This window comes from Pseudoalteromonas rubra (assembly GCF_004212645.1).
Taxonomy (GTDB): domain Bacteria; phylum Pseudomonadota; class Gammaproteobacteria; order Enterobacterales; family Alteromonadaceae; genus Pseudoalteromonas; species Pseudoalteromonas rubra_G.
On sequence record NZ_PPUZ01000005.1, the window covers coordinates 167,032 to 186,785 of the forward strand.

22 protein-coding genes and 1 riboswitch are annotated in these 19,754 nt (G+C 48.5%); of the genes, 14 read left to right on the forward strand and 8 right to left on the reverse strand.

Annotated features, from left to right (window positions below; translation table 11 throughout):
• Position 1 precedes the first annotated feature (1 nt).
• The 3 genes from C3B51_RS03005 to C3B51_RS03015 form a co-directional block, all read right to left on the reverse strand.
• Positions 2 to 1,018: an aspartate carbamoyltransferase gene (locus tag C3B51_RS03005; protein ID WP_125716579.1), complete on the reverse strand. Its 1,017-nt coding sequence runs from the start codon at positions 1,016 to 1,018 to the stop codon at positions 2 to 4.
• Positions 1,019 to 1,191: 173 nt separating this feature from the next.
• Entirely contained in the window at positions 1,192 to 1,626 is a 435-nt protein-coding gene (locus tag C3B51_RS03010; RefSeq protein ID WP_125716578.1) for a CopD family protein, read from the reverse strand.
• Between the two features lie 28 nt (positions 1,627 to 1,654).
• Positions 1,655 to 3,337, reverse strand: coding sequence for a chloride channel protein (locus C3B51_RS03015; protein WP_130244117.1), 1,683 nt, complete (start codon positions 3,335 to 3,337; stop codon positions 1,655 to 1,657).
• A 388-nt stretch (positions 3,338 to 3,725) separates the two neighbouring features.
• On the opposite strand from C3B51_RS03015, the gene erpA reads away from it, so the two are divergent.
• On the forward strand, positions 3,726 to 4,064 hold the full coding sequence (gene erpA, locus C3B51_RS03020) for an iron-sulfur cluster insertion protein ErpA (RefSeq protein WP_125716576.1): 339 nt from the start codon (positions 3,726 to 3,728) through the stop codon (positions 4,062 to 4,064).
• 135 nt (positions 4,065 to 4,199) lie between these two features.
• Here the strand turns inward: erpA and C3B51_RS23510 are convergent, their stop codons facing one another.
• On the reverse strand, positions 4,200 to 4,376 hold the full coding sequence (locus C3B51_RS23510; RefSeq protein ID WP_164518092.1) for a hypothetical protein: 177 nt from the start codon (positions 4,374 to 4,376) through the stop codon (positions 4,200 to 4,202).
• Positions 4,377 to 4,715: 339 nt separating this feature from the next.
• On the opposite strand from C3B51_RS23510, the gene C3B51_RS03025 reads away from it, so the two are divergent.
• On the forward strand, positions 4,716 to 4,961 hold the full coding sequence (locus C3B51_RS03025) for a helix-turn-helix domain-containing protein (protein WP_046002977.1): 246 nt from the start codon (positions 4,716 to 4,718) through the stop codon (positions 4,959 to 4,961).
• 76 nt (positions 4,962 to 5,037) lie between these two features.
• On the opposite strand, the gene C3B51_RS03030 is transcribed toward C3B51_RS03025, so the two are convergent.
• From C3B51_RS03030 to C3B51_RS03045, 4 genes are read right to left on the reverse strand one after another with little or no spacing between them, the layout of a single operon-like run.
• Positions 5,038 to 6,435: an AmpG family muropeptide MFS transporter gene (locus C3B51_RS03030; protein ID WP_130244130.1), complete on the reverse strand. Its 1,398-nt coding sequence runs from the start codon at positions 6,433 to 6,435 to the stop codon at positions 5,038 to 5,040.
• A 56-nt stretch (positions 6,436 to 6,491) separates the two neighbouring features.
• The gene (locus C3B51_RS03035) at positions 6,492 to 7,100 is read right to left on the reverse strand and encodes a peptidylprolyl isomerase (RefSeq protein ID WP_130244131.1); all 609 of its coding nucleotides are present in this window, start codon (positions 7,098 to 7,100) and stop codon (positions 6,492 to 6,494) included.
• Positions 7,101 to 7,130: 30 nt separating this feature from the next.
• Positions 7,131 to 7,694 carry a YajG family lipoprotein gene (locus tag C3B51_RS03040; RefSeq protein WP_130244118.1) on the reverse strand — a complete coding sequence of 188 codons (564 nt, stop codon included), beginning with the start codon at positions 7,692 to 7,694 and terminating at the stop codon, positions 7,131 to 7,133.
• Between the two features lie 2 nt (positions 7,695 to 7,696).
• Entirely contained in the window at positions 7,697 to 8,860 is a 1,164-nt protein-coding gene (locus C3B51_RS03045; RefSeq protein WP_130244132.1) for a methyltransferase, read from the reverse strand.
• An 85-nt stretch (positions 8,861 to 8,945) separates the two neighbouring features.
• Here C3B51_RS03045 and C3B51_RS03050 point away from each other — a divergent pair, with 85 nt between their 5' ends.
• The 12 genes from C3B51_RS03050 (at position 8,946) to C3B51_RS03105 (ending at position 19,485) form a co-directional block, all read left to right on the forward strand.
• Positions 8,946 to 9,527, forward strand: a complete 582-nt coding sequence (locus C3B51_RS03050) for an alpha-ketoglutarate-dependent dioxygenase AlkB family protein (protein ID WP_125778844.1) — start codon at positions 8,946 to 8,948, stop codon at positions 9,525 to 9,527.
• A gap of 55 nt (positions 9,528 to 9,582) precedes the next feature.
• Entirely contained in the window at positions 9,583 to 9,900 is a 318-nt protein-coding gene (locus tag C3B51_RS03055; RefSeq protein ID WP_130244119.1) for a BolA family protein, read from the forward strand.
• A 72-nt stretch (positions 9,901 to 9,972) separates the two neighbouring features.
• Entirely contained in the window at positions 9,973 to 11,163 is a 1,191-nt protein-coding gene (gene fabV, locus C3B51_RS03060; RefSeq protein WP_125716571.1) for an enoyl-ACP reductase FabV, read from the forward strand.
• Positions 11,164 to 11,543: 380 nt separating this feature from the next.
• On the forward strand, positions 11,544 to 12,887 hold the full coding sequence (locus C3B51_RS03065; protein ID WP_125716570.1) for a Na(+)-translocating NADH-quinone reductase subunit A: 1,344 nt from the start codon (positions 11,544 to 11,546) through the stop codon (positions 12,885 to 12,887).
• A gap of 1 nt (position 12,888) precedes the next feature.
• Positions 12,889 to 14,088 carry an NADH:ubiquinone reductase (Na(+)-transporting) subunit B gene (locus C3B51_RS03070; protein WP_125716569.1) on the forward strand — a complete coding sequence of 400 codons (1,200 nt, stop codon included), beginning with the start codon at positions 12,889 to 12,891 and terminating at the stop codon, positions 14,086 to 14,088.
• Positions 14,081 to 14,827, forward strand: coding sequence for a Na(+)-translocating NADH-quinone reductase subunit C (locus tag C3B51_RS03075; protein ID WP_125716568.1), 747 nt, complete (start codon positions 14,081 to 14,083; stop codon positions 14,825 to 14,827). The genes C3B51_RS03070 and C3B51_RS03075 overlap by 8 nt, the downstream gene beginning before the upstream one ends.
• On the forward strand, positions 14,827 to 15,459 hold the full coding sequence (locus tag C3B51_RS03080) for an NADH:ubiquinone reductase (Na(+)-transporting) subunit D (RefSeq protein ID WP_054014604.1): 633 nt from the start codon (positions 14,827 to 14,829) through the stop codon (positions 15,457 to 15,459). The genes C3B51_RS03075 and C3B51_RS03080 overlap by 1 nt, the downstream gene beginning before the upstream one ends.
• A 10-nt stretch (positions 15,460 to 15,469) precedes the next feature.
• Positions 15,470 to 16,078 carry an NADH:ubiquinone reductase (Na(+)-transporting) subunit E gene (nqrE, locus tag C3B51_RS03085; RefSeq protein ID WP_049864589.1) on the forward strand — a complete coding sequence of 203 codons (609 nt, stop codon included), beginning with the start codon at positions 15,470 to 15,472 and terminating at the stop codon, positions 16,076 to 16,078.
• 20 nt (positions 16,079 to 16,098) lie between these two features.
• Positions 16,099 to 17,325 (forward strand): NADH:ubiquinone reductase (Na(+)-transporting) subunit F, encoded by a 1,227-nt coding sequence (gene nqrF / locus C3B51_RS03090; protein WP_130244120.1) that lies wholly within the window; start codon positions 16,099 to 16,101, stop codon positions 17,323 to 17,325.
• A gap of 131 nt (positions 17,326 to 17,456) precedes the next feature.
• The gene (locus C3B51_RS03095) at positions 17,457 to 18,485 is read left to right on the forward strand and encodes an FAD:protein FMN transferase (RefSeq protein ID WP_130244121.1); all 1,029 of its coding nucleotides are present in this window, start codon (positions 17,457 to 17,459) and stop codon (positions 18,483 to 18,485) included.
• A 109-nt stretch (positions 18,486 to 18,594) separates the two neighbouring features.
• Positions 18,595 to 18,807 carry a (Na+)-NQR maturation NqrM gene (nqrM, locus tag C3B51_RS03100; protein ID WP_046003082.1) on the forward strand — a complete coding sequence of 71 codons (213 nt, stop codon included), beginning with the start codon at positions 18,595 to 18,597 and terminating at the stop codon, positions 18,805 to 18,807.
• Positions 18,808 to 18,885: 78 nt separating this feature from the next.
• Positions 18,886 to 19,485, forward strand: a complete 600-nt coding sequence (locus tag C3B51_RS03105) for a histidine phosphatase family protein (RefSeq protein WP_130244122.1) — start codon at positions 18,886 to 18,888, stop codon at positions 19,483 to 19,485.
• A gap of 59 nt (positions 19,486 to 19,544) precedes the next feature.
• Positions 19,545 to 19,635: riboswitch (cobalamin riboswitch) on the forward strand.
• The last annotated feature ends 119 nt before the right edge of the window (positions 19,636 to 19,754 follow it).

Below are 19,754 nucleotides of genomic sequence, written 5' to 3' on the forward strand. Positions count from 1 at the left end.
ATTAGGTTTCGCGCTTGCGGCTGAACCAGGGCACGTCCACTTCGTATTGCTCAACCTTGTCGGCAACACCCAGTGTCAGTGCAAACAAGGCCATGCGGATCAACACGCCATTTTGAACCTGACGGAAGATGGCCAGGTTGTCGTTATTATTGAGGTCGTTATCCAGCTCGTTGGCATCGCCACGGCTGTCGCGCGGCAGTGGGTGCATTAATACCGATTGCGGCTTACAGTGGGCCTCATAAATGGCCTGGCTAATGCGAAAACCACCGCGGTACTTGTTGGCCTCTTCCTGTGATGGAAAACGCTCTTCCTGAATGCGGGTTTGATAAACGATATCGGCCGCCAGGTTACCTTCCATTTTTGATACCAGTTCAATCTGGTGACCGGCGTTACTGACCGCATCCAAAATATAATCAGGCATTTGTAACCCATCCGGCGCAACCATAGAGAAGCGCACGTTTTTATAATGACACAGCAGCTTAGACAGAGAATGGACCGTGCGGCCATATTTAAGGTCGCCAACCAGGGCGATGTGCATACCATCAATGCCGCGCTCAAAACGACCCAGCTCACGTTCTATCGTGAGCAAGTCCAGCAGTGCCTGGGTTGGATGTTCATTCGGGCCGTCACCGCCGTTGATCACTGGCACATCTGAGCCCGTTGCAAATTCCGCCACGGATCCGGCATCCGGGTGGCGCATTGCGACGGCATCGGCATAGGCTGAGATCACCCGGGCCGTGTCATACAGGGATTCGCCTTTTGCCAAAGCGGAACTTTGCATACCTGTGGTCTCTCTGACCGTGCCACCCAGCAGGTTAAAAGCGGTTCCGAAACTGACACGCGTTCGGGTACTGGGTTCAAAAAACAGGTTGGCTAATACGGCACCTTCTAATACGTTGGTGCGCTTGTACTTTTTAGCGTAGGGTTCCATTTTCTTTGCAACATTGAAAATCAGCTCAATGGCTTCTCTGTCGAGTTCGTTGACGGAGAGGATGTTTTCACCTTGGAAACTTAACATGCGGCGATTCCTAATCACAGATTGACAACAGGAGGCGGGGAGCACTCCTAACCGAGCTCGCAAAACAGGGCGTATCAGACGCACACTGCGTTGAGTAACTGGAGCGACATAATAGCACAATTCTGTTTTTTAGGCGTGGAAAATGACGGCCGGATAGCCGTCATAGTGTGAGATCAGAAAACCGGTTTCAGGATAGCGAGCATAACGATGATCAGCAGCAGTATGACCGGGAATTCGTTAAAGATACGATAGAAGCGATCGCTACGCTTGTTACGGTCGTGCTTAAAGTCTGCCAGTAGTTTAAAACAGTAGGCATGATACAAATATAATATAATCACCGGCACCAGCTTATAGTGCAGCCACAGGTTAGCGCGGAACCATTCACGGCCATAACTGGTGATCAGTAGCACCCCGAACACGGCCGTGAGTACAGCAAAGGGAGTAACAAAGTAGAGCAGCCGCCGCTCCATGATTTTTAACATGGCGGAGCAGGGCTTTTCGTCGGTCATGGCATGGTAAACAAACAACCTGGGCAGATAGAAAATACCGGCAAACCAGGCAACCATAAAAAAGATGTGCAGCGCTTTGTACACAAGTATCGTTGTCATAAAACCCCTTGGTTGTCTTAAAGTGTGATTATAGCAAGCTGTTTCTCATGGTGAGAATGTGGCGGATCTGATCCCACCTTAGCAAGCCCATGATTTGTTCGTTATCTTTTTGATTATACACATAGACGGCACCCGAGCGTTTATCTTTGAGGATATCAAACGCGTCAGCCAGCGTTGCCTGTGTACTTAGCCCCTGTAACTCGATATAGGTGATGGTCATGCTTTGCTCAGAGATTAAGCTGAGATCATACTCGGCCAGCCGATAACCATGTTCTTCGTCGTAAACTATCAGCGGAGTCTGGCTGTCAATGGCCGACAGGGTTTCTCTGATCTGCTCTTTGTCATCAGAATAGAGCAGCTTGAAGCCTTCTTCCATTTCTTCCATGATCCCCACTTTTTGCAGGGCCTCTTTGGCGGGGGAAACCTGGTAGGGCAGTCCCTGAAAGTCCAGCTGCTGTAAGAAAATCGAGCGGTTACCAAATACTTGCAGCGCGGTGACATAGGCACAGGAGATCACTATCATGGCCGGCACCACAATCTGCGGGCTGGAAGTCAGCTCCATCACTGCGGTCAGCGCTGCTAAAGGAGCGTGCAAAGTGGCTGCCAGCAGGCCTGCCATGCCCAAAACACCATAGGTGCCCGCAACACTGACTTCGGGAGAAATAAACTGAGCAAAATACGCCATTAGTGTGCCAATCAAGACACCCAGACCGATAACCGGGCCAATGATCCCACCGGGGATCCCCAGCCCTATAGCAAAGATGGTGGCCAGCAGCTTGGCTATCAAAATGGTTGTCAGCAGCTGTAATTCACCGGGCGTTTCTACGGCAATTTTAATGGCGCTCATACCTGAACCCATGGCTTCCGGCACCAGATACCCTATCAAACCGGCCAGCAATCCGGCCAGCATCAGGCGGGGAAACATGCTGATGGGCTTAAAGGTTTTAATGATCATCATCAGATTCTGATTAAATGCAAAGGCAATGGCGCCAAGTACGAAGCCACATAAAATCAGGAACGGATAATGCCAGAAGGACAGGGTAGACACACTGATCAGCGACAACTCCAGGTCATGACCAAACACATATTGGGTGGCGAGTGCGCCGGTTACCGCTGCGAGCATGATAGGTACAAAAATATGGATCTTGTATTCCCGCAGTACCACCTCCATCACGAAGATCACCGCCGCCAGGGGCGTGTTGAACGACGCCGCAATACCTGCGGCAACGCCACAACCAGCCAGTGTCCGTGCGGCGTTCATTGGCAGATGGAGGCGCTCTGCCAAAATACTGGCTCCGGTCGCGCCCATGTGGACCGAAGGGCCTTCCCGGCCAACGGAAAACCCGCTGATGAGTGCAACGGCGCCGCCAAAAAACTGATTAACCGAATTCCAGATTGGCATTTGCCCGTAATGCTGTTTAATGCGATAGATCACAAAAGGAATGCCGAGGCGATAGTGCTTAAAGCCCGTCAGACTGGCAAACAGGGCGATGAGCAAGGCCGCACCCACAGGTAACAGGACGCGCTGATGTTCAGGTAATGTGGTAAAGTCGTCCGGGCTGTCTAAAAACATCCCCTGCACCAGCATAATGGTCAAGCGAAATAAGATGATCAATATTGCTGCAATTAAGCCCGCACCAATTCCCAGCAAGCACAGCTGAATGGACGTTTTTGGTTTCGCTAAGCGACGGCGTAAATTATCGAGCGACATACAATATTGGCCTGTTGAAAATCTGAATTGGCGCGGGTGGTCGCCCGCTTTACCACTGTGTATACCTTGCCCTGAGCTGCGGTTGCTTACGTGGTCATAAAGACGCGTTCTGGTCTTTATCCACCGCAACGAGCGCGAAGTTGCATTACCTGGCTACGCTAAGTATCTCATGGCCCTGATGGGCGTCATGTCAGCAGTTGTAGCATAGTATACTTGGTTGATAAGTGTATCAAATAATCTAAGTCCTTGTAATTAAGTAAATCAAACGGCAGGGTGACGATATGGGGTGAAGACAGAAACTGCCCATGTGCGCGTGTCAGTCTATACTTGATTAAAATAGTCAGGTATTAGATAATTCCGCTACTAAATGTACAGGGGTCGAATACACATGTCTGATCAGATACCGATTAAATTTTCCGACGCGGCGGCAAATCGCGTGAAAGAACTTATCTCAGAGGAAGAAAACCCGAACCTCAAGCTGCGAGTGTATGTGACCGGCGGCGGATGTTCTGGATTTCAATACGGTTTTACCTTTGACGAAAAAATCAATCCGGGCGACCTGGAAATTGAGAAAAACGGGGTGTCTATGGTGGTTGACCCGATGAGTATTCAATATTTGGTTGATGGTGAAGTGGATTATACCGAAGGCCTGGAAGGCGCACGCTTTTTTGTAAGCAACCCTAACGCGACAACAACCTGTGGTTGTGGTGCAAGCTTCAGCGTATAAACCCGCCTTAATTTATCAAGCTAAGAGACAAAGCCATGCAATTGCATGGCTTTGTTGTATCTGGACTCGCCTCAAAGCGCGTTGCTTTCAGGTGCACGCTCACTAACAATACCGCTGGAAGTCAGAGCAGTTTTATTAGCCAGGGTTGGTAAGATGCATCATCAGTACAAAAAAACCTAATACCAGAGTGGAAAAAGCGAGAATATAGATGAATCCGCGTTTGCCTTGTTTGAGTGGCACGCCGTTGACGCGTAAAAAGTAATACCAACCCAGACAGAGCAAAATGGGTAGCAAAAACATGAGTCGGATCATCAAAAATTCTCCCAAAATTTGTTACTTTAAGACAGATTAGCTCTAAACCACTATTTTTAAAAGAAAAAATAAATTATTTCGTATACTGGTACAAGATATAAAATTTTTGTTAAAGTGTCACAGTAATCTTACCTCTCTATTTTAGGTAAGAAAGTTGCAAATTTAATTAGGTGTTAGAGAAAAGATCGTCTATACCTAATTTGGTACATAGGAACAGGACAGGTGAATTGGGTGTTTTTCACTCAGCTTAACTGGCTTGTCATAACATAAGCTGCCAGTCGAGACGGGCAAATTTCGTATGGCAGTATTAATTAATCATCGAGTAGGAGATGTTTTATTATGATGGGGAAAACGGTTTCTTCTGAAGAGAACAGTAAGTTGACTAAGTGGCTTAAATCAAAACGTCACGAGAAAGGTCATACAATGCGCAGTCTGGCCCAGGTGTTAGGTACACCACATTCTTTTATTGGCAAAATTGAGAACCAGGAACGTCGCTTAGACGTGATTGAGTTTCTGCGTTACTGTGAAGCGCTGGAAGTCGACCCATATGAAGGTCTGTCTCTGATCAAAGAAGAGCAGATGTAAAAACACTGGTATCACCAGTATGTGCAGGTGCAAGGAGCTGCACCTCTATCCCTCTAACATGGACCAGACACACTTATTATTTTTCCTGCTGTGACGTCCCCTGATTGTGATAGTTTTGCTCTATCTCGTAGAGTTTATGACGGATCGCATATAAGAAAATCAATGAAGGCAACACCATCAGCGCTGTCAGTGCGAAAAATACCGCCCAGTTTCCGCCTAGCCAGTCATCAATCACGACGCCGCTGTAGCTTGATAACACGGTTCTGCCCAGGCTACCAAGAGACGCCAGCAAGGCGTAATGCGTCGCGCTAAAGGCGCGGTCGCACAACATAGAAATAAACGCCACCATGGCGACCAGAGACCAGGCCTGAGTAAACCCGTCAATAACAATGGCAAGGGCATACAAGTGTTCTTTGGGGCCCGCGACCGCTATCCAGGAGAACATCAGGTTGGACGCGGCCATAGCTACCCCACTGATAAACAAGCCTTTTACAATGCCATATTTGTGATTAAAGATGCTGCCCAGAAACGCAAAAATAATCGTAATAAGGCCAGTTCCGAGCTTAGAATACTGAGCTATCTGGCTATTACTAAAGCCGATCTCTTTATAAAACACGATGGACATGCGGGCCAGGAAGGCTTCGCCGATTTTGAACAAAAAGATAAAGGCCAGCAGGGCTAAGGCAGCCTTTACGCCATTACGGTTAAAGAAGCTGCGAAACGGCTCGACCAGGGTGACTGCCAGCCAGGCTAGCATACGTTGTAGCCTGCTGTGCTCCAGCCCTGCAAGTCTGGATTGATATTGCGCTTGCAGCTGTTGTTGGGTGTGTTCACGATGAGATACGGGCTCTCGAGCGGCCAGTGTGATACCAAACAACATCAGCATGATCAGTGCCAGCAGGGCGTAGATCTCGGGCCAGTTGATGCCGGGTAAATCGGCGGCAAAAAACGGAATGGCACCGAGCAGGGCGTAGCCACTCCACCAACCAGAGGTAGCCATGGCGGCGGCGGCCGTGGACTTCTCGCTTTCCTCGGGCGGCAGAATATCGATCCGATAGGCGTCTATGGCAATATCATGGGTCGCCGCACTCAGAGCAATAATAAAACACAATAATGCAGCCTGATAAAGATCTGCCTTAAGATCGACCTGGCTTAAGGCCAGTGCAGACAAAGCAACAATCAGTTGTCCCGCTGCAATCCAGCTGCGCCGCTGGCCCAGCCACTGAGTAAGCAAGGGCAGACGCACCCGGTCCAGCAACGGAGACCATAAAAAGTTAATGGTGTAGGCGCTAAACACTATGCCAAACAAGCCTATCATGCTGCGGCTCAGGCCTTCGTCTTTAAGCCAGGCAGACATGACTGAGCCGATTAAGACCCAGGGAAAGCCCTGACTAACGCCAAAAGCAAAGACGGTGAGCAGGCGTTTATCCCGATAGTAGCTGACGTAGTCACGCAGGCTGGATGAAATGAGCATAGTGTTTTCCAACACAGCCTGGCCCCACCGAGCAGCAGAGCCAAGCTGATAAACGGTTATTCGAAGGTTTCTTCCGGCAGCATCTCAATGCTGTGGATGATCACGGGCTTTTTAGGGATAAAGGTATAGCCGAGCTTTTTGTTGTAGTCCGTTTCAACCTGCATGATTTTGTCGAGTGTCTCGAAGCCATCTGTGACACTGCCAAATACGGCAAAGCCCCAGCCTCGTCCGGGGTTGAGGTGATCGTTGTCATCCATATTAAAGAAAAACTGCCGAGTACCTGAGTGAGGTTTGTTATCCTGGTAGGCCATGGCGATGGTGTACATGTTGTTTTTCAGGCCATTGCCACTTTCATTAAAAATAGCCGGGCGTTCAAACATGCCATCATAGTCTTTGTCGTAGCCACCACCTTGGATCACAAAATCCCGTTCATTGGCTTCATCTCGTTCAACGCGATGAAACACCGATCCTTTGTAGTCATCATTGATCACATAGGTGAGAAAATTATTGACTGTAATGGGGGCACGTGAGCGGTCCAGCTCGACGATGATTTTGCCCATCGAGGTGTTGAGCTGAACTTTAGGGAACAGGTTGTCTTTTTGGACAAAGCGTCCTTCTTTATTGTTCGCAAAAGAGAAACTGCTGATCAGGATCAGCGTGAACATAATAAGGGTACGAAGCATAGCTTAGCCTTTTTATTGTTGCAAAAAGTCGATCAATTCTTTGTCTGACAGCATGCGGGTGATCACCTGCTCAGCGAGTCGGTTCAATTGTCCCTCAACCTGAGACTGGTCATGTTTCAGTGGTTTGCTGAATTGCGCCTCACCATTGAAGGATTTTGAAAAGGTTCGCTGCCCTTTGACTACTTCGACAACAAAATCCGCATTTGCCGTACTTTCGTGACGACTGAGAGATTCATCAACCTTGGCGACAAAGGTACGAATACGCAGTGTCAACTGAATGTCACTGTGTTGTGCCAGTGTCACGCCGTTGGCTTCCAGAGCCTGAGAAAGCAGCTTGGTTAAAGTGACTGGCAAATCGGCATTGGGCAGATAAACAGCGGGTTCTTGATCCAGCACTTTAATGGTAAATTTAGTGGTACGGTTGTCGACAACTTTAATTGCCATTGTATTGGATAGCTGGCTGATATTACCGCCCTGATAACTGGGATTGAGGATCACAGATTTAGGGGCACTGCTACATCCGGCCAGTAGTGTGATTGCTGCACCAAAGAGGGTGGCAGAAAATGCTAAACGCATGATTAGCTCCTTTTAATAGAACTGAGTACCGTAAACTTTTTATTATTGCCTATCACCTTACAATTCCCGAACAGGCGCTGCAACTTATCAAGGTAATCAAGATGACGATTGCCAATGATCCTGAGCTCTCCGCCATTTCTCAGGGTATGTTTTGCTTGCAGGAACATTTGCCAGGCGATGTGATCGGTGATTGCCTGTGCCTGATGAAACGGCGGATTGCACAACACTAAATCGGCAGAGTTAGGGGCAAAGTCGCTGAGGCAATCATTTTGCACAAACTGGCAGTCGCCCAGTCTGTCTGGCAAATTACTGCTGACATTCTCTTTGGCGCTGGCCACAGCCATGGCAGATTCATCCACAAAGGTCACCTGAGCGTTCGGCATGCGCGCCAGCGTTTGTAACCCAATCACGCCGTTACCACAGCCCAAATCGATTACCCGCAATGGTTTCTTACCCGCTGGCAGATAATTCATAAAAAAGCGTGCGCCGATATCCAGAGAGTCCCGGGAAAATACATTGGCATGGTTATAAATGGTGAAGGATGAGTTTTCCAGTGCCCAGCTGACCGGGAACTTGTCTGCAACCGGCTTACCTGTGGTTGCGCAGAAAATCAGTCTGGATTTCTTCACTGCCAGGCTGGTGGTCGGCTCTTGCAAAAAGTGACTAAAACTTTTTAAAGTTGAGGTATGGATCTCTTTGGCTTTGCCTGCGGCTACGACGGGAATATCCGCAGCCAGATGGCTGAGCTGAGACAATTGATGTTGCAGCAGTCCGGCATTTTTAGGCACCTTAATTAAGATCAGATCGCACTGCACTGGCAAGGTTGCCAGGCTATCTTGCTGCGTGAGATTCCCGTCGTCCAGCACCCAGTCGAGTTGGTTTTCAGCGAGGTTATGACAGGTTGCCTGCTGGGCCACAAATGAATCGCTTACCTGTGTGAGCTGCCACTGTACGTGATCTTGCAACTTGGCTGCCAGCGTACAACTCAGAGCGCCAAAGGCATCATTGAGGATCAGAATATCGCGAGCGTCCGGGTAAGCTGTGGTAATATGTTCCAGCAGGTATTCGTCGGCTGCATCCCAGGCTTGCAGACTGCGGTTTTTTTGCTCGAGAGGAAAACGATGCAGGGTCAGAGCCGTGCCGGCCAGTACAGCGTCGGTGATCATGATGGGGCGAATCTCACTCATGGTTGGTGCCATTATCTTGCACAGAAGCAAAGAACAGCAAAACTAACAGAACGCGTAATATAGCATGTCGAGACTGAACAAAGAATGTTTGCCCCCGGGTTTTGAGTATCTGCCCGAGTGTCTGAGCTTTGAAAAAAGCTTGGCCCTGTATGCGCATTTGGCGTCTACTCTGACTTGGCAGCAACCTGATATCACCTTGTTTGGCCGTACTACGCCAATCCCCAGATTGCAGTGTTTTGTGGCCGATAAGTCAGTTTCTTATGGTTACTCGGGCACTCAACTTGAAAACACGCCTTGGCCACCGGTTCTGAGCGCAATGCGCGCGCGCCTGAAGCGCCAGTTTGGTCAGGATTTTAATGCGCTGCTGATCAACTGGTATCGGGATGGCCAGGACAGCATGGGCTGGCACAGCGATGACGAAGCAGAGCTGGGTGCCTGTCCGACAATCTTTTCTTTATCGCTGGGCGCTACGCGGCATTTTAAAATTCGCCACAAGCAGAGTCAGGAAACCCTGACTTTGCCGCTGCCGACGGGCAGTGGCTTACTGATGACCGGACGCAGCCAGCAAGACTATCAGCATGCATTGCCCAAACAAGCGCGCGTCACCCAAGGGCGAATTAACCTGACCTTCAGAACAGTTGGTTAATGGCGCATAAGTGCGTATAGTATGCGCTAAATTTTCTCCGTATCGGGAGTGAGTTATGTCAATGCAACAACAAATCTACAGCAAACTTGCCGACGCTATCGCGTGCAAACATCTCAACGTTATCAACGAAAGTCATATGCACAGCCGGGGTAACGAGTCGCATTTTAAAGTGATTGTCGTCAGCGATAAGTTTGCCGGGCAACGCCTGTTACAGCGCCACCGTCTGATCAACGAGGTATTAAAGGAGGAGCTGGCTAATCACATTCATGCGCTGGCCATCCACACTTATACACCGGAAGAATATGCTGATCAGCATGGCGAAGTCCCTGATTCACCGAGCTGCCTGGGCGGTTCAAAATTCGACAGCGAGTGATCAGACCTGTGTTTTCAGGATCTGCATTTAAACTAACGCGGTTTTCATAATACAGAATATGTAGGAATAGACATGGTCATCAAACCTAAGATCCGTGGTTTTATCTGTACTAACGCCCATCCGGTGGGCTGTGCTGAGCACGTAAAAGAACAAATTGCTTATGTTAAGGCTCAGGGCCCAATCAACAATGGTCCTAAAAATGTCCTGGTGATCGGTGCGTCAACCGGTTACGGCCTGGCTTCTCGTATCACCGCTGCATTTGGTGCTGGCGCAAAAACGCTGGGTATCTTCTTTGAAAAGGAAGGCACAGAGAAAAAAACGGGCTCAGCTGGCTGGTATAACACAGCGGCATTTCAGCAAGCTGCTGATGAAGCAGGCCTGTGGTCCAAGAACATTAACGGCGATGCCTTCTCCGATGAATTAAAAGCCAAAGCGGTTGAAACCATCAAAGCCGAAATGGGCAAAGTGGACTTGATCATCTACAGCCTGGCATCACCGCGCCGTACCGACCCTAAGTCGGGCGAGACCTTTTCATCGGTCCTTAAGCCTATTGGCCAGACAATCACAACTAAAAACCTCAATACCTCAAAGCGGATCATCGACGAAGTGACCGTAGAAGCGGCTAATGAGGAAGAAATCGCCAACACAGTGAAAGTGATGGGCGGTGAAGATTGGGAGCTGTGGCTGGAAGCGCTGAAAGAGGCGGATGTACTGGCGGAAGGCTTCAAAACGTCGGCTTACACTTACATTGGTAAAGAGCTGACCTGGCCTATTTACGGTCATGCGACCATAGGTAAAGCCAAAGAAGACTTGGATCGCGCGGCTGACGCTATCAAAGCCTCAACCAAAGCGCTAAATGGTGAAGCTTACGTGGCGTCATTAAATGCTGTGGTAACTCAGGCGAGCTCGGCTATTCCTATTATGCCGTTGTACATCTCTACGCTGTTCCGGGTCACCAAAGAAGATGGTACTTACGAAGGGACTATCGAGCAGATCCATGGTCTGTTTAGCGAAAACCTGTACGGCGAGACTCCGCGTTTTGATGATGGTGGTCACCTGTTCCAGAACTATAAAGAGCTGGAAGACGGTGTACAGGCACGCATCAAAGTGATTTGGGATAAAGTAGACACCGACAGCATCGACGAGCTGACGGATTACGTCGGTTATCACAATGAATTCCTGAAGCTGTTTGGCTTCGGCATTGAGTCTGTCGACTATGACGCAGACGTCGATTCGGTGGTTGAGATTAATCACCTAATCTAGCCGTCAAGCGGGCGGAATCGCTGATTTCGCCCGTTCCTCAGATTTGCGCCACAGATAAACGCCCACCCAGAATACCTGTCTATTTTTCATCAATACCACTTTGGTCTATATTTAATTTCTTGCAGTATCGTCCGATGAACTAAATCCATTGTTAAGTCGTATTATTTTCATATTTCCACTCGCATAGTCAGTACGATTAATGTTAAAATTGCGGAAATATGTAAGGACTATATACCACGGTGCTCGTTTGCGGTTGCGGACAGGTTGGCCCGACTTTGTGTATGTTGTGCCAGCTCTTTGAATCCAATACAACTTAGAGAATAGTGCCGTGGTAAGTAAAGATTTTTCAATTTCTTTCCGTTAATGTAATGCAAGTGCGTATGATCAACATAAAAAAAGGTCTGGACTTACCCATAGAGGGCGCGCCACAGCAAGTTATTCATGATGGTTCTGCCGTCAAACGAGTAGCTGTGTTGGGTGAAGAGTTTATTGGTATGCGTCCAACCATGCGAGTCCGTGTGGATGACCAAGTCAAGAAAGGCCAAGTTCTTTTTGAAGACAAAAAGAATCCTGGCGTCAAGTTTACTGCGCCAGCCTCTGGTGTAGTTAAAGAAATTAACCGTGGAGCCAAGCGTGTTCTTCAGTCCGTTGTGATTGAAGTACAGGGCGATGAGCAAATCACTTTTGATAAGTTCCCGGCTGCTGAACTCGGCAACCTGGATCGCGAAAAAGTGAAAGAAGTGCTGATCGAATCGGGTCAATGGCCAGCGTTGCGTGCACGTCCTTTCAGCCGTGTAGCAGTACCTAGCGCGTCGCCAAGCTCGATCTTTGTTACCGCAATTGACACTAACCCTCTAGCTGCGGATCCCGCTGTTGTGATCGCCGATAACGTGGAAGCGTTTGAAGCTGGTCTGGCTGTGGTTTCGCGTCTGACTGACGGCAAAGTGTTTGTTTGTAAGCAAGCTGGCAGCAAGGTGCCGAGCTCTTCGCTTTCTCAGGTAGAAGTACATGAGTTTGCGGGTGTTCACCCTGCAGGTCTGGTTGGTACACACATCCACAATCTCGATGCTGTTGGCGCTAACAAGCAAGTATGGCACCTGGGTTACCAGGACGTGATTGCTTTTGGTAAGCTATTCCTAAGCGGTGAAGTCTACTCAGATCGTGTTGTTGCTTTGGCCGGTCCGAGTGTGAAGAACCCGCGTCTTGTTAAAACTCAAGTTGGTGCGTCGTTAACCGATTTAGTTGCAGGTGAACTTGAAGATGGTGAAAACCGGGTCATTTCTGGCTCTGTGTTAGCTGGTAAAACAGCCGCTGGTCCTCATGCTTACCTGGGTCGTTATCATGTACAGGTTTCTGTGCTGTCTGAAGGTCGCGAAAAAGAGCTGTTTGGCTGGATCGCACCGGGTAGCAATAAGTTCTCTGTAACTCGTACTTTCATCTCCCACTTTGCGCCAAGTCGTCTGTTCAAGATGACCACCTCTACGGGTGGCTCAAAGCGTGCGATGGTACCAATTGGTAACTATGAGCGTGTAATGCCGCTTGATATCCTGCCAACTCTGTTGTTGCGTGACTTGATCTCTGGTGATCTGGACAGCGCGATTTCACTGGGTGCGCTAGAGCTGGATGAAGAAGATCTGGCGTTGTGTACCTTCGTTTGTCCGGGCAAATACGACTATGGATCAATCTTACGTGATTGCCTGACTACAATCGAGAAGGAAGGTTAAAATGGCCTTAAAGAAATTTTTAGAAGACATTGAACCTCACTTTGAACCTGGCGGTAAACACGAAAAGTGGTATGCCCTGTACGAAGCAGTTGCAACTGTTTTCTACACGCCAGGTTATGTCAACAAAGGCGGCACTCACGTACGTGATAATATCGACCTGAAACGTATCATGATCTTAGTTTGGATGGCGACATTCCCAGCTATGTTCTTTGGTATGTTCAACATTGGTCACCAGGCAGCTATCGCGCTGGGCAATGGTTTTGAAATTGCAAACACTTGGCAGGCGGCACTTTTCCAGCTGTTTGGCGGTGAGCTTACGGCCGACTCTGGCTGGGGCGCGAAGATGTTCTACGGGGCCTGTTTCTTCCTGCCTATCTATGCGACTGTATTTGTTGTGGGTGGTTTCTGGGAAGTGTTGTTTGCTTCAGTGCGTAAGCACGAAGTAAATGAAGGTTTCTTCGTAACATCAGTACTGTTTGCCCTGATCCTGCCTGCAACAATCCCGCTGTGGCAAGTTGCGTTGGGTATCACCTTCGGTGTGGTAGTGGCTAAAGAAGTATTCGGTGGTACAGGCCGTAACTTCCTGAACCCGGCACTGGCTGGTCGTGCATTCCTGTTCTTCGCATACCCAGGTGACATCTCAGGTGACACCGTGTGGACCGCGGTAGACTCTTTCTCAGGTGCAACTTACCTGGGTCAGGCTGCAACAGGCGCGCTTGATTATGACAACATGGTACTGTGGTGGAACGCCTTCTACGGCTTTATTCAAGGTTCAGTAGGTGAAACCTCGACACTGGCTATCATGATTGGTGGTTTGTTCCTGATTTATGTTCGCATCGCATCGTGGCGCATCGTCTTGGGTACTTTCCTGGGTATGGTTGTGATGTCTATGCTGCTGAACATGATCGGCTCAGACACTAACACAGTATTTGCTATGCCTTGGCACTGGCACTTGGTACTGGGTGGTTTTGCATTCGGTATGTTCTTCATGGCAACCGACCCGGTATCGGCGTCTTTCACAGACAAAGGTAAGTGGGCATATGGTGCATTGATTGGTGTAATGGTTGTGCTTATCCGTGTTGTTAACCCGGCATACCCAGAAGGTATGATGTTGGCAATTCTATTCGCAAACCTGTTCGCACCACTTTTCGACCACATGGTTGTGCAGTCAAATGTGAAGAGGAGATTAGCACGTGTCTAGTAACAATGAATCTATCGGCAAAACGCTAGGCGTTGTTGTTGGCCTATGTTTAGTGTGTGCGGTTGTCGTATCGTTTGCGGCAGTACAGCTTCGCCCACTACAGCAGGCAAACAAAATCGAAGACGTGCAGCGCAACATTTTGGCAGCTGCTGGTGTTGAGAACGTTGAAAACGTGTCAGAAACCTACAACCAAGTGATCGATGCACGCGTTGTAGACATGAACACCGGTGAGTTTGTAGACACAGATCCTAACTCATTCGATTTCACAATGACTAAGTTCGATGCAGAGCGCAGTGTGGCACTTCCTAAAGAGGAAGACGTTGCAGGCATTCAGCGTATGACGACTGAGTCTCCGGTTTACCTTGCAAAGAACAGCAACGGTAAATATGAGTCTGTGATCCTGCCAATTCAGGGTTATGGTCTTTGGGGTATCATGTACGGCTTCGTAGCATTGGATTTGGATGGTGAAACCATTCAGGCAATCAAATTCTACCAGCACACTGAAACTGCGGGTCTGGGTGGTGAAATCCAGAATCCTAAGTGGACTGCAACCTGGGAAGGCAAAAAGCTACCAATCGACGTAGTGAAAGGCACCGCAGGTAACGATGTGCATAAAGTAGATGGTCTGTCTGGTGCAACGTTAACGTCTAACGGTGTTGAAAATACATTTAAGTTCTGGACAGGCGACGATGCGTTTGGTCCATTCCTTGCGAAAGTACGTGAAGGGGCATTGAACTAATGGCAAACTCAAAAGAAATGAAGCAAGTCCTGTTTGGACCCGTCTTCGCAAATAACCCAATTGCACTGCAAGTACTGGGTATCTGTTCTGCGCTGGCAGTAACATCAAGCCTGAAAAACGCACTGATCATGTCAATTGCATTGACTGTGGTAACTGCGTTCTCAAGCTTGTTCATCTCTATGATCCGTAACCACATTCCGTCAAGTGTGCGGATCATCGTTCAGATGACCATCATCGCGTCTCTGGTTATCGTTGTTGACCAGGTACTTCAGGCATTTGTGTATGCCACGGCAAAAGAACTGACGGTATTCGTTGGTCTGATCATTACTAACTGTATCGTAATGGGTCGTGCAGAAGCCTACGCAATGAAGTCGCCACCTCTGATGTCATTCCTGGATGGTATCGGTAACGGTCTTGGTTACTCAGTTGTCCTGATCGCGATTGGCTTTGTACGTGAGCTGTTCGGTGCTGGTGCACTGTTCGGTGTTGAAATACTGCCACTGATCTCTAACGGCGGTTGGTACCAGCCTATGGGTCTGTTGGTTATGCCATTTAGCTCGTTCTTCCTGGTAGGTGCATTCATCTGGGCACTACGTACCTGGAAGAAAGACCAAGTAGAAGCTAAGGCATAAGGGGAGAGAGATGGAACATTATCTTAGTTTATTTGTAAAAGCGGTTTTCGTTGAAAACTTAGCGCTATCTTTCTTCCTGGGGATGTGTACTTTCCTGGCGGTATCTAAGAAAGTAACTACCTCATTCGGTCTGGGTGTTGCGGTAATCTTCGTACTGGGCGTTGCTGTACCAGTAAACAACGTGGTTTATCACGCTATCCTGGCACCGGGCGCACTTGAGTGGTTAGGTTTTCCAGAAGCTGACTTAAGCTTCCTGAAGTTCCTGACATTCATCGGTGTAATCGCGGCACTTGTACAGATCCTTGAAATGACGCTGGACAAGTTCTTCCCGGCACTTTATAACGCTCTGGGTATCTTCCTGCCTTTGATCACAGTTAACTGTGCGATCTTTGGTGCGGTATCCTTCATGGTTGAGCGTAACCTGAACTTTGGTGAGTCAGTGGTCTTTGGCTTAGGTTCTGGTGTGGGCTGGGCGCTTGCTATCGTATTGCTAGCAGGTCTTCGCGAGAAAATGAAGTATGCTGATATTCCTGATGGTCTACGTGGTCTGGGTATTACCTTTATCACTGTAGGTCTGATGGGCTTTGGCTTCCTGTCATTCTCTGGTATTTCACTTTAAGGTAGCGAGGAAACTATACGATGGAAACTATTGTATTAGGTGTAAGTATGTTCATCGCTATCGTTGTGGTGTTGGTACTTATCATCATTGCAGCGAAATCTAAGCTGGTACCTAGCGGTGACATCATGATCGGCATTAATGGCGATCCTGAAAAAGCAATTAAATCTGCACCAGGCGGTAAGCTGTTAGGCGCACTGGCTGATGCTGGCATCTTCATTTCATCTGCCTGTGGTGGTGGTGGTTCATGCGGTCAGTGTCGCGTCCACGTTCACTCTGGTGGTGGTGACATTTTGCCAACTGAACTTGATCACATCACTAAAGGTGAAGCCCGTGAAGGCTGTCGTCTGGCGTGTCAGGTTGCTGTTAAAACAGACATGGAGATTGAAGTTGAAGATTCAATCTTCGGTGTGAAGAAGTGGGAATGTACTGTTATCTCTAACGATAACAAAGCAACCTTCATCAAAGAGCTTAAACTGGCTATTCCTGACGGTGAGGTTGTACCTTTCCGCGCGGGTGGTTATATCCAGATTGAAGCGCCTGCACACCATGTTAAATACGCAGACTTTGATATTCCTGAAGAGTATCGTCCAGACTGGGAGCGTTTTGGCTTCTTCAACCTGGAGTCTAAAGTAGACGAAGAAACGATCCGTGCATACTCAATGGCGAACTACCCGGAAGAGTACGGCATCATCATGCTGAACGTACGTATCGCAACTCCGCCGCCTAATAACCTGAGCCTGCCTTGTGGTAAGATGTCATCGTACATCTGGTCACTGAAAGAAGGCGACAAAGTCACGATTTCTGGTCCATTCGGTGAATTCTTCGCGAAAGACACTGATGCAGAAATGGTCTTCGTTGGTGGTGGTGCGGGTATGGCGCCAATGCGTTCACACATTTTCGACCAGCTTAAGCGTCTTAACTCTGATCGTAAGATGTCTTTCTGGTACGGTGCACGTTCTAAGCGTGAAATGTTCTATGTAGAAGATTTCGATGGACTGGCAGCAGAGAATGACAACTTTGAGTGGCATGTTGCACTTTCTGATCCTCAGCCAGAGGACAACTGGGAAGGCTACACAGGCTTCATACACAACGTACTTTATGAAAACTACCTGAAAGATCATGAAGCACCAGAAGACTGTGAATTCTATATGTGTGGACCACCGATGATGAACGCGGCGGTTATCAACATGCTGAAAGACCTGGGTGTTGAAGATGAAAACATCCTGCTTGATGACTTCGGTGGTTAAGCTGAAATACAAATGATCTTAAAGTGGTTTTTAAGATAAAATAGAAGCCCCTTAGCAGTTTTGCTGAGGGGCTTTTTTTATGGGTAATGCTCCGCACCAGGCGGGGGTTACTGGCAATTGAATTCCAAGGGATGACACTGATGTTAAGACAGAGCCAGTTCTGTTTCATTTTCTTACTAAGTATGCTGCTTGTGGCATGTGGCCAGGCAAATAAACCAGCAGAACCTATTGTGCTACAAGGTAGTACAATGGGCACAACCTACAACATCAAAGCGTTTGCAGAGAACACCACACTGACAGAAGCGCAGTTACATACAGAGGTAGAGGCGGCACTGAAAGCGGTGAACCAGTCTATGTCGACCTATATACCGGATTCTGAAATCAACCAGTTTAACCGTCTGGCTGCTAACCAGGTCATGCCGATCAGTGAGGACTTCAGAAAAGTGGTGGCTGAGTCCATTCGTCTGGGTCAGTCTACAGAAACTCTGGATGTCACCATGGGGCCGCTCATTGATTTATGGGGATTTGGCCCGGACAAACGCCCAACCAAGCGACCTTCTGATCAACAACTGGCGCAAATGCGTGAGGAAATTGGACTGGATAAGCTCATTTTAACCGATGCGGGCCTGGCAAAAACTCTGGACCACCTGGAGCTGTCTTTTTCAGCAACCGCAAAGGGCTATGGCATAGACAAAGTGGCCGAACTCATCGAGTCTCACGGTATCACTAACTATATGGTGGAAATTGGGGGTGAGCTGAGATTATCGGGTACTAAGCCGGGTGATGAGCCCTGGCGCATCGCTATTGAGAAGCCGGATGCACCGGTTGGACAAAGACAAATTCACAAAGTGATTGAGCCGGGTAAGAACAGTGTGGCGACGTCAGGCGATTATCGTATTTTTTATGAAATGGATGGTGAGACCTTTACCCACCTGATCGATCCGGGTACGGGTAAACCTGTCAAACACGATCTGGTGTCTGTGACGGTATTACACCCTTCTGCGATGACAGCCGATGGACTCGCGACAGCGCTAACCGTGATGGGGACTGAACGCGCCAGAGCCTACGCCGAGCTACACGACTTAGCGGTCTACTTGATCAGTAAAAGTGATGATGGTCTGAAGGTGTATGCCAGCAGTGCATTCAAGCCTTATTTATAAGCGGATCTGTGTCGCGAACGTTTCAACTTAAGCGCGTTTAGTTATATAATGAGCACAATTCACCGTCACACATCCACACCTGTGGATGAATATGCAAAAGGGGCCTGAGATGTCACTATTTTTACTTACCTTCGGATTGCTGTTGTTGATCGCCGTTGCAATGGCGGTAGGCGTTATAGTACAGAAGAAATCAATGGCCAGTAGTTGTGGTGGACTGGGCTCCATGGGCATCGACAAGATCTGTGATTGTGACGACCCGTGCGACAAACGTAAGAAGCGTCTTAAGAAAGAGCAAATGTGGAAAGAGAATCAGATTCTTTAATCCGCTGCTTTCACCAAAAACGCAAGCTCAGGCTTGCGTTTTTGCGTTTCAGGCCCCGAATAATAGAGCGCTAACCCAATGCAACAAACCTTGTATGTTATTCGCCATGGTGAGCCGCTTGAAACCGGTCGATTGCTTGGGCGTACAGATATGCCGGCAAGAGTATCGGGTAATGAGCAGGTGTATGCCCAACTGCAGGCTTGTGATGCCATTTCACAGGTAATTAGTTCTCCGCTGCAGCGATGCCAGACTGTGGCGCGCGCGTTTTGTGAATCAGCCGGTTTGCCATTACAGATTGACCCCAGGCTCAGTGAAATGGATTTTGGCGACTGGGATGGACAAAGCTATGAGGTGCTCTGGCAGTCAACGCAGTCGCCCGGTATAGGGGATTTCTGGCAGAGCCCGTGGCAGCATACGCCACCAAATGGTGAACCGATGTCAGCATTTCACTTACGCTTAAGTGACTGGTGGCAGCAGTTCATAACAACGCCCTCACCCCAGAGCACCGCCATTGTCACCCATGCGGGCGTGATTAAACAATTGCTGGCAACCTGGTTAGGCTTGCCTGAGGGCTTTGATACGCATTTATCTCGGCTGGAGATAGGCTATGCCAAAGTGATTAAAGTAACTGTCTTCTATGATGACACCGGTCGTGCCTGGCCGAAAGTTGTGTTTTAGACGTCTGGACTTCATAATAGGCGTTAAATCTAGAATCGTATTGTATTGGCAGTCATTGGGAATGAGGTGTAAACCCTCAGCTGTCCCCGCAACTGTAATGGACTTTTATACCAATTTGCTTAATTAAGTGTTCTATTTTGAGGCGAGAAAATAGGGTCGATAACACCGCTCACGCGTCCTGCTATCGCTGAGGCACCTATGTCCATATAGGCGAGGCAAAAATTTTTTATTTAGTTGTTCTAAATAAAAAATTTTTAACGCCGTTAGCG